Annotated in this window: 5 protein-coding genes; 4 read left to right on the forward strand and 1 reads right to left on the reverse strand. The window is 71.5% G+C overall.

The genetic code is table 11. The annotated features are described in order from the left end of the window. Positions 1 to 52 precede the first annotated feature (52 nt). On the reverse strand, positions 53 to 907 hold the full coding sequence (ddaH, locus tag ACIOHG_RS03105; RefSeq protein WP_400944643.1) for a dimethylargininase: 855 nt from the start codon (positions 905 to 907) through the stop codon (positions 53 to 55). Between the two features lie 611 nt (positions 908 to 1518). On the opposite strand from ddaH, the gene ACIOHG_RS03110 reads away from it, so the two are divergent. From ACIOHG_RS03110 to ACIOHG_RS03125, 4 genes are all read left to right on the forward strand, one after another. Continuing rightward, positions 1519 to 4533: an AfsR/SARP family transcriptional regulator gene (locus ACIOHG_RS03110; RefSeq protein WP_400944845.1), complete on the forward strand. Its 3015-nt coding sequence runs from the start codon at positions 1519 to 1521 to the stop codon at positions 4531 to 4533. A gap of 600 nt (positions 4534 to 5133) precedes the next feature. After that, entirely contained in the window at positions 5134 to 5325 is a 192-nt protein-coding gene (locus ACIOHG_RS03115) for an MbtH family protein (RefSeq protein ID WP_400944645.1), read from the forward strand. A 182-nt stretch (positions 5326 to 5507) separates the two neighbouring features. After that, positions 5508 to 10583 carry an amino acid adenylation domain-containing protein gene (locus ACIOHG_RS03120; RefSeq protein ID WP_400944647.1) on the forward strand — a complete coding sequence of 1692 codons (5076 nt, stop codon included), beginning with the start codon at positions 5508 to 5510 and terminating at the stop codon, positions 10581 to 10583. After that, positions 10580 to 17068: an amino acid adenylation domain-containing protein gene (locus ACIOHG_RS03125; RefSeq protein ID WP_400944649.1), complete on the forward strand. Its 6489-nt coding sequence runs from the start codon at positions 10580 to 10582 to the stop codon at positions 17066 to 17068. The genes ACIOHG_RS03120 and ACIOHG_RS03125 overlap by 4 nt, the downstream gene beginning before the upstream one ends. The last annotated feature ends 16 nt before the right edge of the window (positions 17069 to 17084 follow it).

Below are 17084 nucleotides of genomic sequence, written 5' to 3' on the forward strand. Positions count from 1 at the left end.
CGCTGTCGGTGAGCCTCTTGGCCCATGGAACACGGACTGGATATCCGCCTGATCATCCCGCGATATAAGCCGCTCCCCGGGAGCTGTCCCGGATGACGAGGGTGCAGCACTTCGCGCTACCACCGCCCTTCAGCAGCTCGGACAGGTCCGTGCCGATCGGTCGGAAGCCGCGCTCACGCAACTGCCTCATCACACCGGAGGCGGCTTCCGGCAGGATGACATGGAGGCCGTCGCTGACCGCGTTCAGGCCGAACACCTCGGCGTCCGCCTCGCTGACCAGGATGGCGTCCGGGAAGAGCCTCCGCAGGACTGCCTGGCTGCCGGCGGAGAAGGCTTCCGGGTAGTACATGATCTCGTCGCCGTCGAGCACGGTCAGGGCCGTGTCGAGGTGGTAGAACCGCGGGTCCACGAGCTCCAGACTGATCACCGGGCGCCCGAAGAACTCCTGCGCCTCCGCGTGCGCCTCGGGACTGCTGCGGAACCCGGTCCCGGCCAGCAGCCAACCGGCGGTGGCGAGGAAGTCGCCCTCGCCCTCGTTCACATGGACCGGGTCGCACAACTCCCGGTAGCCCCGGGCCCGGAACCACTCCAGATAGGCGGGGCCTTCGGCGGCCCGCTCCGCGTTGCGGAACCGGACCCCGAGCACTCTGCCGTCCACCACCGTCGCGCCGTTCGCCGCGTAGACCATGTCCGGGTATCCGGGCAGCGGGTCGATCAGCTCCACCTGGTGGCCCAGCGACCGGTGGAGAGCGAGAAGTTGTTCCCACTGGGCTACGGCGAGGTCGGTGTCCACCGGCTGGGCGGGATCCATCCACGGGTTGATCGAATACGTCACCTCGAAGTAGGTGGGGCGGCACATCAGGTACCGGCGGGGGCGGGCGGTGCGGACCTGCGGGAAATCATTCATGGCAGGGTTCCTTCGACGGGATACGGCAGACGGCACGGTGCGGAGGCGTCACCCGGTCCTGGCCCACGGGCACCGGACGGGTGAGGTGAGGTGAGGTGGCGTCCTCGGCGTCGGCAGCCGGGCCGCTCGCGGAAGTTGCCGATCGAGGGTCGACCGGCCCGGGGCCGGCCGCAGGGGGACGCTGAGAATGTGTGTCGGCGCGGAATCACACGCATTTGCCGGGGCGTCGGCGAAACCGCCCGGGCCGGGAAGCGGGATCCGAGTACTCGGATTCCTCGGGCACATCAGCGGCCCGATCATGGCACATCCGGATGCCTGCGGGAAGACCTGGCATCCGCCTTTCTTCATGGTTGTGATGTTCCCGTGGAGGTTGCCGGTGCACTACATTGTCAGGGTCGGGGGGGTGTCCAACGGACTGCGCTGCAGCTCAAGTGGCTTGCCATGCAATCGATTCGGGCCGCAGAGGACCCTCCTCCGACGGCCCCTTCGATCGGCTGCGCTTCGCGTCCCGACGCTGCCGTTCCCGCAGGCGTCCAGGTCACGTGGTCCACGTTGGTGGGGAAGGGAACATGGTGGAGGACATCAGATTCTCCGTGCTCGGGCCCGTGCGCATGCATCGGGGCGAGACCGTTCTCCCGTCCCGGTCGCCACAGCTGCAGGCTCTTCTGGTGGCCCTGCTGCTCCGTGCCGGACGATCGGCCTCGGCGCACGAACTCATCACGGCGATCTGGGGCGAATCCTCCCCGGACTCCGCGCTGTCGAGCCTGCGCACGTATGCGTGGCGCCTGCGCCAGGCCCTGGAGGTCGACCGCGCCGACCCCAAGTTACTCATTTCCCTGCACGACGGATACCAGTTGGTGGTCGCTCCGGACTCGGTGGACGCGAACTACGCGGAGAAGTTGGCCGCTGACGCCGCACGGGCCCGTTCGCAGGGCCGGGACGACGACTGCAGCCGACTGCTGGACGAGGCCCTGGGGCTGTGGCAGGGCGAGCCCCTGTCGGGTGTTCCGGGCCCTTACGCGGACCAGCAGCGTTCACGGCTCCACGAACTTCGGCGGGGTCTGCTGGAAGAGCGTTTCGACCACAATCTCCGATTGGGTCGGAACTCGGCCGTCATACCCGAGCTCACCGCGTTCATAGCCGAAAACCCGCTGCAGGAAAGGCCCTACGGGTTCCTGATGCGGGCGCTGTACGCCTCCGGCCGCCAGGCCGACGCGCTGGCGGTGTTCGCCCGGGCCCGACACGTCCTGGCCGAGGAACTGGGCGTCGATCCCGGGCCGGAATTGACCGCGCTCCATGCCCGTGTCCTGGCCGGCGACCCACTGCTCAGCGCTGCCCCGCACAGGCAGGGGCAGCAGCAGGCCCAGCAGGAGCCGGAGTCGGTCCCCGCACCGCAGGCGGGCCGGCCGGACGAGGCGTCCGCACCGGTCGGAGCGGACGCGGAGGATGCGCCCGGGAGCGGCGGCAGCCCCCACCTGGTCTCCCGACCCGCCCAACTTCCGGCGGACACGGCTGATTTCACCGGGCGCACGGCCGAGGTGATCGACCTGTGCCGGGTACTCACCAGCACCACCAGGACGTCGCTGCCCGTGGTGTCCGTCGCGGGCATGGGCGGCATCGGGAAGACCACGCTGGCGCTGCGGGTCGCCCATCTGGCCAAGCCCCGGTTCACCGATGGACAGCTGTACGCCGACCTGGGCGGCAACGGGCTGGAGCCCGCCGAGCCGAGGACGGTCCTGGGCAGCCTGCTGACGACGCTGGGGGTTCCGGGGCACGCCCTCCCCAACGCGACCGAGGACCGCGCGCGCCTCTTCCGCTCCGTGCTCGACGGGCGACGCATCCTGCTCCTGCTCGACAACGCCCGGGATCCGGCGCAGGTCAGGCCGCTGCTACCGGGCTCGGCCGACTGTGCGGTGATCGTCACCAGCCGGGCCCGACTCACCGGACTGCCCACCTCCGCCCAGGCCGATCTGAACGTCTTCACGACCGACGAGGCCGTCGGCCTGCTGCGCTCGATCGTCGGCGAGGAGCGCGTCACCGACGAGCACGCCGCCACCGAACTGGTGACAGCCTGTGGGCATCTTCCGCTGGCCGTCCGGATCGTGGCCGCGCGACTGGCCGCCCGCCCGCAGTGGCAGGTCGAGACGATGACCCGTCGGCTTGCCGACCAACGCCGTCGCATCGGTGAACTGCGGGCCGGGGACCTGGCGGTGGCCGCGGCCTTCGAACTCGGCTACCGCCAACTGACGGCCGATCAGGCCAGGGCGTTCCGGCTGCTCGCGCCCGCGCCCCGGACCGGCATCGGACTGGCTGCCGCCGCCGCGGCCCTCGATCTCGCCGAGGAGGATGCCGAGGACCTGCTGGAAGCACTGGTGGACGCCGCCATGCTGGAGGCGCCCCTGCCCGGCCGGTACCGGTTCCACGATCTGGTCCGCGCCTTCGCGCTGCAGCTCCCGGCTCCCCCGCCCTCCGAGGACGACGACGAGCGCGGTGCGGCGCTGAGCCGGATGCTCGACCACCTGCTCGCCGGAGGATCCACCGCCTTCCGGCACATGGTTCCGGGCGACCCGGTCGGCGTCTTCCTGGTCCGCAGCCCCGCCGCGGGTCCGCAGCTCGACTCGCTGGCGGAGGCACGGGCCTGGGTGGCCGCCGAGTTCGACTGCATCACCAACGCGGTGACCCTGGCCGCCCAGAGCCCGTCCGGGCCCGACGGCCGGCTGCTGCGCACGGCGACCGACCTGCTGGTCGCCCTGAGTCCGTACGGCAAGGGCATTCCCTACGGCCAACTGGCCGAGGCTGCCCGGACGGTGGCGGAGACGGCGGCCCTGCGGGGCGACGACCGCGCGGAAGGCCGGGCCCGCTTCGTCTGCGGCAACGCCGCTCTGCAGAACATCCAGCTGGCGGAGGCCGACCTGCACATCCGGCTGGCGACCGAGGCCTGCCTGCGCGCGGACGACCGGGTCATCCTTCAGCAGACCCTCAACGACCAGGGTCTGATCGCCCAGTTCCAGCAGAACTACGCCGACGCCGTCCGCTTCTACGACCGGGGGACGCTGCTCGCCCGGGAGTTGGGACACCACTCCGGCGAACTGGCGACCATCCTCAACGCCGCGCAGGCCCGCCTTCGCAGCGGAAGGGCCGAGGAGGCACTGCAGGCCTGCGACGAAGCCCTGGTCGCCCTGCGCGCGGTGGCGGACCGGAACGGAATCGCCTACGCCCACTACGTCCGCGGTCTGGCGCTGCACGAGTTGGAGCGCTACGACGACGCCGCCGCGAGTTACCTGAGCTGTCTGGCGCTCTGCGAGGCCGAGGGCATCCGGGGCCGGGAAGCGCAGGCGCGGCTCCGCCTCGCGGACACCTTGCGGATGACGGGCAAGTCCGTCGAGGCACTGTCCCAGGCCCAGCAGGCGCTGGCCCTCTGCGAGGAGCTGGGCGCGGAACGCGACCGCGGGCACGCACTGGTCGTGCTCAGCCAGGTCCTCGCCGAACAGGGTGAGCTCCGGTCCGCACTGGCCCGGGCCGTGCAGGCACACGCCGTGTTCACCAGGCTGGGGCTCCCGGACGCCGTTCAGGCGGGAGCCCTCGTCGCCGACCTCGAACTGGCCCAGGGGCCGGCGGACGACTGAATCACCGGGTACCGCCGCGGTACCCGCACCGGCCTCAGCCCGTGCTGTTCCACTCGCCGGCCGGCGCCGCAGTCGGCGTGGAGACCGGCGCCGGGGTCGGCGTGGAGGCCGGCGCCGGGGCCGGTGCGTCGGCCTGCACGGTCACCGACCGGCCCGGCATCGGGACGCCGAGGTGAACCGGGGCCGCCGAGACCGCGAGAGCCAGGACGGACGCGCACCCGGCCGCGGCCGCGGTCGCACCAACACGCAGCGCCAGTGACTGTATCGATCGCTTCATCAGAGTGTCCGTTCACTCGGGGGGCTGGGTTCGAGGAACAGTCTTCTCGCGCTCGATCTCACGCTGATACACGCCCGATCGCCGACTCCTCCCCCGCTCCGATCGGCCCGCCCAGGGCTCCGCGATCCGGCGTATATCGGCGCTGTGGAACATCGTCATCACGACGATCCGAGCCGGCGGCCGCAGGGCCCCGGCCGGGACGGCAGCGATCGGGCAGGGGTGTACGGCACCTCGGCCGACATCAGCGGCCCCACCCGAGCACCTGCTGCCTCCCAGGTCGTCTCCACCGCACCCGCCTGCTCCTGGGAGAGGAACGAAACGCAATGACCGACGTGACCGAGGACCTGCAGACCTACCTGGTGGTCGTCAACCACGAGGAGCAGTACTCCGTGTGGCGCTCCGACCGTGAGCTGCCCAACGGCTGGAACGCCGTCGAATCGCCGGCCGGCCGGGCCGAGTGCCTCGCCCGCATCGAGGAGCTGTGGACGGACATGCGTCCGCTCAGCGTCCGCTGACCCGATCACCGCTCAGCACGATCACCGCTCAGCACGATCCGCGCACAGCACGATCCGCGCACAGCACCCGGGCCGGGCCGCCCAGATCGGCGGCCCCGCCCCGGGTGATCGGAGAAAGCCCCCGGCCCTGTCGACGTTCAGAAGGTGACATGCCTGCATCAAGCTTGGAGTCGGACAGCTCCATGGACGAATCCCCCCGCACTGCCCGCACTCCGTACGAGTTCGACCTCCTGGCTCTCGCGCAGGGAACCACCGTCCCCGGCCCGCCGACCACCCTCGTGGCCATGTTCGAGGACCAGGCCGCCCGCACCCCGCACGCCCCGGCCGCGGTCTGCGGAACGACCACCAGCTCGTACGCGGAGCTCAACGCCCGGGCGAACCGGCTCGCCCGGCTGCTGGCCGCCCGCGGCATCGGCCCCGAGGACCGGGTCGCGGTGCTGCTGCCCCGCAACCACGACCTGCTCACCGCGCTGCTGGCCGTCCTCAAGTGCGGTGCGGCCTATGTCCCGCTCGACCCCGGACACCTGGGCCGGCGGATCGGCCTGATCCTCGACGACACCCGGCCGGCCTGCCTGATCACCGACACCAGGACGTCCCCGGACCGCACCTGGGACCTGCCGGTCCTCCGGCTGGACACCCCCGAGCACCGCACGGCCTGCGCCGACCGGTCACCCGACGACCTCACCGACACCGACCGGGTCGCACCACTGTCCCCGCAGCATCCGGCCTACCTCATCTACACCTCCGGCTCGACCGGAACGCCCAAGGGTGTGGTCGTCGAGCACCATGCCGCGGCTGCCTACCTCCAGTGGACCGTCCACCTCAACCAGGACCTCTCCGGGAGTGTGCCGTTCCACGGCTCGGTCTCCTTCGACGGCACCGCGACCGCCCTCTTCGGCCCCCTGGTCTCCGGCGGGCTGATCGTCCTCGCCGACCTGGACCACGACCCGCAGACCCGTGCCAACCTGCTGGACCACCCGGCGTCCTTCCTCAAGGGCACACCCAGCCTCCTCCCCCGACTGATGGACCTCGGAAGCGAGTTCGCACCGAGCGGGGTGCTCATGCTCGGTGGCGAGCAGCTGACCGGCCAGGCCCTGGCCGGCTGGCGGTCCCGGTACCCCGGCACAGCCGTGGTCAACAGCTACGGCCCCAGCGAGGTGGTGGTCGCCTGCACGCAGTACCGGGTGGAGCCCGGCAGCCCGCTGCCGGCCGGCCCGCTTCCGATCGGGCGCCCGGCCTGGAACACCAGCATCCACCTGCTGGACGGCGACCTGCGACCCGTCGCGCCGGGCGCGGTGGGCGAACTCCACGTCGGCGGGCCCGGCCTGGCCCGCGGGTACTGGAACCGCCCCGGCCCCACGGCCGCCGCCTTCCTCCCGGACCCGGCCGGAGCCGCCGGGGCGCGGATGTACCGCACCGGTGACCTCGCCCGCTGGAACGCCGACGGCCAGCTGGAGTTCCTGGCCCGCGCGGACGGGCAGCTCAACCTGCGCGGGTACCGCATCGAACCGGGCGAGGTGGAGGCGGCCCTGCGCCGTGAGCCGGCGGTCGCCCAGGCCGTCGTGACGGTCCGCGAGGACCGCGAGGGCGACCGGCGTCTCGTCGGCTACGTGGTCGCGGAGCACGACGCGCACCTCGACCCGGCGGCACTGTGCGAACTCGTCGGCACCCTGCTTCCCCCCTACATGGTCCCCAGCACCGTCGTCGTGCTCGACCGACTGCCCCTGAACAGCAGCGGCAAGATCGACCGCGGCGCGCTGCCGGCCCCCGCATACCGGACCACCGGCAGCGGGGGTGACGTCCGCACCCCGGTCCAGGAAGTCCTGTGCCATCTCTACGCCGATGTGCTCGGTGTCACCGAGGTCGGCCTCGACGACGACTTCTTCCACCTCGGCGGCCACTCCCTGCTCGCGTTCAGACTCATCGGCCTGGTGCGCTCCACCCTCCGCGCGGAACTCGACCTCCGGACGCTCACCGACGCCCCCACGGTGCGCCTGCTGGCGCCGCGGCTGCTGCGGAGCACCCGGCCCCGGCCGACGCTCGCCGCCGCGCCGCGCCCGGCCGTGCTCCCCCTCTCCCCCGCCCAGCAACGGCTCTGGTTCCTCGACCAGTTGGAGGGACCCAGCGCGGTGTACAACCTGCCGTTCCGGCTGTCCCTGCCGGGTCCCGCGGACCCCGCCGTGCTGCGGCGGGCGCTCCAGGACGTGACCTGCCGGCACGAGAGCCTGCGCACGGTGTTCCTGCCCGGACCCGACGGAGACCGGCCCCGCCAGTGCGTGCTGCCCGAGTCCACCGTCCCCGCGCTCTCGGTGGTGACGGACGGCGGCCTGGCCGCCGCGCTGGACGCGGCCTCGGCCCACGTGTTCGACCTGGCCGCCGAGCCGCCGCTGCACGCCTGGATGTTCCCGTCCGACGAACCGGACACCACGGCCGTCCTGCTGCTCGCGCACCACATCGCGGTCGACGGCTGGTCGAAGGCACCCCTGGCACGTGACCTGGTGACCGCCTACCGGGCCCGCAGCCAGGGGCTCGTCCCGCAGTTCGACGTCCTTCCGGTGCAGTACGCGGACTACACGCTGTGGCAGCGGGAGCTCCTGGGCGACCCCGCGGCCCCGGCCGGCCTGCGCTCCGAGCAGGCCGACTACTGGCGCGCCGCCCTGGACGGGATACCCAGCGCCGTCGACCTGCCCACCGACCGCGCCCGGCCACCGGTGCTGGGCCACTCCGGCGGCCGCACCGCCCTGACGATCGACCCGCACCTGCACGCCCGGGCGGCGGAGTTCGCCCGCACCCACCGGGCCACCACGTTCATGGTGCTGCACGCGCTCATCGCCGCACTGCTGACCAGGCTCGGGGCCGGCACCGACATCCCCATCGGCACACCTGTCGCCGGCCGCACCGAGGAGGGCCTCGCCGACCTGGTCGGCTGCTTCGTCAACACCCTCGTGCTCCGCACCGACACCCAGGGCGATCCGAGTTTCACCGAGCTCCTGCACCGGGTGCGGGAGACCGACCTGGCCGCCTACTCGCACCAGGACCTCCCGTTCGAAGAGGTCGTCGAGGCCGTCAATCCGGACCGCTCACCGGCGCACCACCCGCTGTTCCAGATCATGCTGGCCTTCAACAACACCGACACCGCGGCCACCCCGGACCGGGACCGCGACCCGGTGCCGTTGGACCTCCGCGGCGCGATGTTCGATCTCACCTTCTCCCTGAGCGAGCACTTCTCGGCGACCGGCGCACCGGAAGGCATGTCCGGCGTCCTGCAGTACTCCACCGACCTCTTCGACCGGGACACGGTCGAGCTCATCGGCGCCCGACTGCTCCGACTGCTGGGCTCGGCGCTGGACAGCCCCGACGCGCCGGTCGGCGACCTCGACATCTTCGTCCCCGGCGAGCTCGCGGTGCTGCACGACCTCCCCGGGAAGGCCGACTTCGACGGCGCCGGCGACGGGCCGCGGTCGGTGCTGGAGGGGTTCGCGGCGCAGGTGGCGCGCGATCCGGACGCGGAGGCTGTGGTCTGCGGCGAGCAGCGGCTCAGCTACCGGGACCTGGCCGACCGGTCCGACGCACTGGCCGAGGCCCTGCTCGCTGCCGGGGTCGGCCCCGAGTCCCGGGTCGGCGTCTGCCTGGAGCGCAGCCAGTGGCTGCCCGTCGCGCTGCTGGGCATCTGGAAGGCCGGCGGCGCGTACGTCCCGCTCGACCCCGAATACCCGCCCGCCCGCCTCACCGACATGGCCCAGGACGCGGCGCTCAGCTGCATCGTCACCCAGCACGAGCTGGCCGACCTGGCCGCCTCGCTGCACACCGCACCGGTCCTGGTCGAAGACCTCCCCCGCACGGCGTCCCGCAGGACCGACCCGCACCTGCCGGCCGGGAACGCGCTCGCCTACGTGATCTACACCTCCGGCTCGACCGGCCGGCCCAAGGGCGTCGGCATCGACCACGGCAGCCTGATCCGGTTCTTCGCGGGCATGGAGCAGTCCTGCCCGTTGGGCCGGAACGACACCATCGCCGCGCTCACCAGCATCTGCTTCGACATCTCGACCGTCGAACTGCTGCTGCCGCTCGTCCTCGGCAGCCGCATCGTCGTGATGACGAAAGAGCAGTCCCTGGACGCCCGTGAGCTTGCCGACCGCGTGCGGGAGGACGGTGTCACCGTCCTGCAGGCCACGCCCACGTCCTGGCGCATGCTGCTCGAAGCGGGCGGCGACTGGGGGCAGCTGACCCACGCGATGTCCGGCGGTGAGCCCCTCACCACCGAGCTGGCCGCGGGGCTCCTCGAACGCGGTCTGCGGGTCTGGAACCTGTACGGACCCACCGAGGCCACCGTCTGGTCCTCGCTCGCGGAGATCACGGCAGCGGCCGATGCCGCGACGGTGGGCCGCACGATCGGCGGGGCGCGCCACTACGTCCTCGACCCGCACGGCCGCCCGGTACCGGTCGGTGTGACGGGCGAGCTCTACATCGGCGGCGGCATCGTCGCCCGCGGCTACCTGGGCCGCCCGGCCCAGAGCGCGGAGCGCTTCGTCCCCGACCCGCTGGGGCCCCCGGGATCCCGGATGTACCGCACCGGTGACCGGGTCCGCTGGCTCGCCGACGGCAATCTGCAGTGCCTGGGCCGCCTCGACAGCCAGGTCAAGATCCGGGGCTTCAGGATCGAACCGGGTGAGATCGAATCGGTGCTCGGCAGCTGTCCCGGCGTCGACTTCGCCGCAGTGGTGGTGCGGCCGGACCCGACCGGCGGGCAGCGCCTGATCGGATACGTGCTGCCCCGATCGCCCGGCTCGGTGACCCCGGCGGAGCTGCGCGCCTGGTGCGGACGCCAACTGCCGGCCCACATGGTGCCCGCACGCCTGCTGCTGATCGACTCCGTCCCACGGACCCCCGGCGGAAAGCTGGACCGCCAGGGGTTCCCCGACCCGGACAGCGCTCCCGAGGGCCCCGATGCCGGGCACGAACCTCCGCGGAACGAGGTCGAACGGACCCTCGCCGACATCTGGGGCCGCCTGCTCGGGCTGCGGAACCCCGGTATCCGGGACGACTTCTTCGCAAGCGGCGGGCACTCGCTCCTCGCCACCCGGCTGATCTCCCGGATCCGGGCGGAGTTCCAGGTCGACTTCCCGCTGCGGGAGTTCTTCCGGGCTCCCACGATCGCCGATCTGGCCACCGCGGTCGAAGACCTCGTCACCGCTCAAATGTCCGACCTGACCGAGGAAGAACTCCGAGACATGCTCGCCAAAATGGATGCGTCGTGAACGAGAACGAGAACACGCCCGCCACGGCGGACGCCCTGCGCCGGGAACTCATCGCCAAGCGGCTGGCCGGCCGGAAGACCGCGGCCGCCGGTGGTGCGGTCGGTGGTCGGATGGAGCGGGTGGAGCGGGGCGGGGCACTACCGGTCTCCTTCGCCCAGGAGCGGCTGTGGCTGCTGGACCGGCTCTCGGCGAGTAGCGACGAGTACCTCCTCAAGTACGTGTGGCGGGTGCGCGGTCGGTTGGACCGGTCGGCCTGGCAGCAGGCCCTGGACGACGTCGTCGCCCGGCACGAGGTGCTGCGCACCGCCCTGATCGAGGTCGACGGACGCCCTCTCCAACGCATCGCCGACCACGCCACCGTCCCCACCCAGTGGCACGACCTCACCACCACCCCCGCCGAGCAGCGCCTCGACCACGCCCGCGACCTGGCCACCGCCTTCTCCACCCGGCCCTTCGACCTCGCCACCGCCCCCCTCCTGCGCTGCGCCGCCTGGACCCTGGACACCGACGACCACCTCCTCGTCGTCACCTTCCACCACATCGCCTCCGACGGCTGGTCCGCCAAGATCTTCACCGACGAACTCACCACCTGCTACGAAGCACGCACCACCGGCACCACCCCCACCCTCCCGACGCTCCCCGTCCAGTACGCCGACTTCGCCTCCTGGCAGCGCAACCACCTCACCGGCCAGGTCCTCGAGGACCAACTCGCCCACTGGCGCACCGCCCTGGCCGACCTCCCCGTCCTCGACCTCCCCACCGACCACCCACGACCCACCACCCGCACCGGCCGCGGCGGCACCCTCACCCACACCCTCCCCACCACCCTCATCACCCAGCTCGAAACCCTCGCCCGCACCCACCGCGCCACCACCTTCATGGTCCTGCTCGCCGCCTTCCACACCGTCCTCGCCCGCTGGTCCGGACAGACCGACATCGCCATCGGCACCCCCATCGCCGGCCGCAACCGCGCCGAAACCGAAGGACTCATCGGCTTCTTCGTCAACACCCTCGTCACCCGCGCCGACCTCACCGACAACCCCACCTTCACCACCCACCTCACCCGCGTCCGCGACAACGTCCTCAACGCCTTCGACCACCAAGACCTCCCCTTCGAACGACTCGTCGAAGACCTCAAACCCCCACGCGACCCCAGCCGCAACCCCCTCTTCCAGGCCTGGTTCGTCACCCAGAACTTCGAGCAGGCCGAGGCGCACCACGGCTCCATCCAGCTGTCGCCGATGAGCCTGGACACCGGCGATCCCTCCTCGCCCTTCGACATCTCGCTGATCACGCGGCCCGTCGAAGGCGGGATGAAGTTCCACTTCACCTACGCCAGGGATCTGTTCGACGCCGACTCCGTCGAGCGGCTGGCGAGCCACCTGCGCCGACTTCTCGAAACAGTGGCGCTCACCCCTGACGTCCCGGTCGGAAGCGTGGACCTGCTGACGGACGAGGAGCGGCGGGCTCTCGCCGTCCTCAGCGCGCCGGTCGAGGTGACCGGTGAGCCGCCGTCGGTCCTGGAGGCCTTCGCGGCCCAGGTGGCACGCGATCCGGACGCGGTGGCCGTGGTCTGCGGAGAACAGCACCTCACCTACCGCGAACTGGCCGACCGCTCCGACGCACTCGCCGACGCACTACGCACCACCGGAGTCGGCCCCGAAGCCCGGGTCGGCGTCTGCCTGGAACGCAGCCCCTGGCTGCCCGTCGCACTCCTCGGCATCTGGAAAGCCGGCGGCGCCTACGTCCCCCTCGACCCCGCCTACCCCCACGCCCGCCTCACCCACATGGCCCAGGACGCCGCCCTGACCTGCCTCGTCACCCAACACACCCTGGCCGACCTCGCCACCTCACTGCACCCCGCACCCGTCCTGGTCGAAAACCTCCCCGCCACCGGCACCCGCACCCCGCACCCGCCGGCCGGGAACACGCTCGCCTACCTCATCTACACCTCCGGCTCCACCGGCCGACCCAAGGGCGTCGCCGTCGACCACCCCGCCCTGGCCCGCCACACCCACACCATCCGCGAGCACTACCGACTCACCCCCCACGACCGCGTCCTGCAATTCGCCTCCTACTCCTTCGACCCCTTCCTGGAGCAGCTGCTCCCGGCCCTGCTCAGCGGCGCCCGGGTGGTGATCCGGCCGAACGATCCGTGGCTGCCGACCCACCTCCCGTCCGTGATCGAGCAGTTCGGCGTCACCGTGGCCAACTTCCCGCCGGCGTACTGGGCGGAGATGGTGTCGGGCCTGTCGGCGGCCCAGGTGCCCGCGATGGCCACCCTGCGGCTGTTGATCCTCGGCGGCGAGGTCCTGCCCCCCACCGCGCTCGCCGTCTGGCAGCAGCACCTCCCCAGCGTCACCGTCATCAACGCCTACGGCCCCACCGAGACCACCGTGACCGCCACCGCCCACACGGTCCGGGGGGAGACTCCGGGCAGGGTGCCGATCGGTACCGCTCTGGGCGGTCGGCGGACCTACGTCCTCGACCCCCACGGCAACCCCACCCCCCTCGGCATCCCCGGCGAACTGTGCATCGGCGGCCCCGAACTCGCCCGCGGCTACCACCACCAACCCGCCCTCACCGCCGACCGCTTCACCCCCGACCCCCACGGACCCGCCGGCAGCCGCCTCTACCACACCGGCGACCGCGTCCGCCGCCTCCCCGACGGCACCCTCCACTACCTCGACCGCCTCGACAACCAGATCAAACTCCGCGGCTACCGCATCGAACTCGACGAAATCCGAACCACCCTCACCAACCACCCCCACATCACCGCAGCCATCACCACCATCCGCGAAGACCGCCCCGGACACCCCCGCCTCACCGCCCACTACACCACCACCGACACCACCCCCCTCACCACCACCACCCTCCGCACCTGGTGCACCACCACCCTCCCCGACCACATGATCCCCACCGACTTCATCCACCTCACCACCCTCCCCACCACCCCCACCGGCAAAATCGACCACCAAGCCCTCCCCGCACCCACCACCGATCGCACCACCACCGACACCGACTACACCGCCCCGCGCAACCCCACCGAACAGACCATCGCCGACATCTGGGCCGAAGTCCTCGGCACCACCTCCATCGGCATCGACGACAACTTCTTCGAACTCGGCGGCCACTCGCTCCTCGCCACCATGGCCGTCTCGCGGATCGCCGAACAGCTCAACCGCTCGGTCGAACTGCGCACCATCTTCGAGAAGCCCTGCATCCGCGACTTCGCCGAGCAGGTCGCGGCCGCCGGTGGTGCGGTCGGTGGTCGGATGGAGCGGGTGGAGCGGGGCGGGGCACTACCGGTCTCCTTCGCCCAGGAGCGGCTGTGGCTGCTGGACCGCCTCTCCACCACCCGGGACGAGTACACCCTCAGCCATGTGTGGCGGGTGCGCGGTCGGTTGGACCGGTCGGCCTGGCAGCAGGCCCTGGACGACGTCGTCGCCCGCCACGAGGTGCTGCGCACCGCCCTGATCGAGGTCGACGGACGCCCCGTCCCACGCATCGCCGACCACGCCACCGTCCCCACCCAGTGGCACGACCTCACCACCACCCCCGCCGAGCAGCGCCTCGACCACGCCCGCGACCTGGCCACCGCCTTCTCCACCCGGCCCTTCGACCTCGCCACCGCCCCCCTCCTGCGCTGCGCCGCCTGGACCCTGGACACCGACGACCACCTCGTCACCGTCACCTTCCACCACATCGCCTCCGACGGCTGGTCCGCCAAGATCTTCACCGACGAACTCACCACCTGCTACGAAGCACGCACCACCGGCACCACCCCCACCCTCCCGGCCCTGCCCGTCCAGTACGCCGACTTCGCCTCCTGGCAGCGCAACCACCTCACCGGCCAGGTCCTCGACGACCAACTCGCCCACTGGCGCACCGCCCTGGCCGACCTCCCCGTCCTCGACCTCCCCACCGACCACCCCCGACCCACCACCCGCACCGGCCGCGGCGGCACCCTCACCCACACCCTCCCCACCACCCTCATCACCCAGCTCGAAAACCTCGCCCGCACCCACCGCGCCACCACCTTCATGGTCCTGCTCGCCGCCTTCCACACCGTCCTCGCCCGCTGGTCCGGACAGACCGACATCGCCATCGGCACCCCCATCGCCGGCCGCAACCGCGCCGAAACCGAAGGACTCATCGGCTTCTTCGTCAACACCCTCGTCACCCGCACCGACCTCACCGACAACCCCACCTTCACCACCCACCTCACCCGCGTCCGCGACAACGTCCTCAACGCCTTCGACCACCAAGACCTCCCCTTCGAACGACTCGTCGAAGACCTCAAACCCCCACGCGACCCCAGCCGCAACCCCCTCTTCCAGGTGCTGTTCGACGTCAACGACCGGCCCGCCACCCGGGTCACCGCTGCCGGGGCCGAGTTCACGCCCGTCGATCTCCCGCGGAACACGGCGAAGTTCGATCTCTCGCTCTCCTTCGGCACGGGCCGGGAGGGTCGCTTCTCCCTCCATGTCGAGTACGCCACCGACCTCTTCGACCGGGCGACCGTCCTCCGCCTGGCCTCCCATGTCGAAAGCGTCCTGACCGAGATCGCCCACGCGCCCCGCACCAGGGTCGGCGACCTGCGGATGCTTTCCGCGGAGGAGCAGAAGAGCGTCGAGGCCTTCAGCGCGCCGGTCGAGGTGGCCGGCGAGCCGCCGTCGGTCCTGGAGGCGTTCGCGGCCCAGGTGGCACGCGATCCGGACGCGGTGGCCGTGGTCTGCGGAGAACAGCACCTCACCTACCGCGAACTGGCCGACCGCTCCGACGCACTCGCCGACGCACTAAGCACCACCGGGGTCGGCCCCGAAGCCCGGGTCGGCGTCTGCCTGGAACGCAGCCCCTGGCTGCCCGTCGCACTCCTCGGCATCTGGAAAGCCGGCGGCGCCTACGTCCCCCTCGACCCCGCCTACCCCCACGCCCGCCTCACCCACATGGCCCAGGACGCAGACCTGACCTGCCTCGTCACCCAACACACCCTGGCCGACCTCGCCACCTCACTGCACACCACACCCGTCCTGGTCGAAAACCTCCCCGCCACCGGCACCCGCACCCCGCACCCGCCGGCCGGGAACACGCTCGCCTACCTCATCTACACCTCCGGCTCCACCGGCCGACCCAAGGGCGTCGCCGTCGACCACCCCGCCCTGGCCCGCCACACCCACACCATCCGCGAGCACTACCGACTCACCCCCCACGACCGCGTCCTGCAATTCGCCTCCTACTCCTTCGACGCCGCACTCGAACAGACCCTCCCCGGCCTCACCGCCGGAGCCCGGGTGGTGATCCGCCCCGACCGGATGTGGACCGTCGAGGAACTCTGCGAGCAGATCCACGCCCACGGCATCACCGTCATGGAGCTGGTCCCCACCTACTGGGCCGAGTTCGCCGCCGGCCTCACCCCCACCTCCCGCGACCTCCTCGCGACACTGCGCCTGGTGATCACCGGCGGCGAGGTCCTGCCGCCCGCTCCCACCGACGCCTGGTTCACCCACCTCCCGCACGTCCCCGTCGTCAACACCTACGGCCCCACCGAGACCGCCATCGCCGCCACCGCCCACACCGTCCGGCGGCGCACCGCCGACCGCATCCCCATCGGCACCGCTCTGGGCGGCCGGCGGACCTACGTCCTCGACCCCCACGGCAACCCCACCCCCCTCGGCATCCCCGGCGAACTGTGCATCGGCGGCCCCGAACTCGCCCGCGGCTACCACCACCAACCCGCCCTCACCGCCGACCGCTTCACCCCCGACCCCCACGGACCCGCCGGCAGCCGCCTCTACCACACCGGCGACCGCGTCCGCCGCCTCCCCGACGGCACCCTTCACTACCTCGACCGCCTCGACAACCAGATCAAACTCCGCGGCTACCGCATCGAACTCGACGAAATCCGAACCACCCTCACCAACCACCCCCACATCACCACCGCCATCACCACCATCCGCGAAGACCGCCCCGGACACCCCCGCCTCACCGCCCACTACACCACCACCGACACCACCCCCCTCACCACCACCACCCTCCGCACCTGGTGCACCACCACCCTCCCCGACCACATGATCCCCACCGACTTCATCCACCTCACCACCCTCCCCACCACCCCCACCGGCAAAATCGACCACCAAGCCCTCCCCGCACCCACCACCGACGAGGGCGCCAGGAGCACCTCCTTCGTCGAACCCAGCACGCCCACCGAAGACGTGATCGCCAGCATCTGGTCCGTCGCCCTGGGCATCGACCGGGTGGGCGTCGAGGACAACTTCTTCGAACTCGGCGGCCACTCGCTGCGGGCCACCGTCGTCGCCTCCCGGATACGCCAGGCGTTCGACTGCGCCGTCCAGGTCCGGCACATCTTCGAGCACCCGACCGTCTCCGCGTTGGCGGTCACCGTGGAACAGCTCCTGATCGACGAGATCGCCGCCATGAGCGGCGACGAGATCGACCTGTCTCTCCACCTCCACCTCCAGTGACCAGCCGAACGAGGAT

The organism is Kitasatospora sp. NPDC088134 (assembly GCF_044741705.1).
Classification (GTDB): Bacteria; Actinomycetota; Actinomycetes; order Streptomycetales; family Streptomycetaceae; genus Kitasatospora.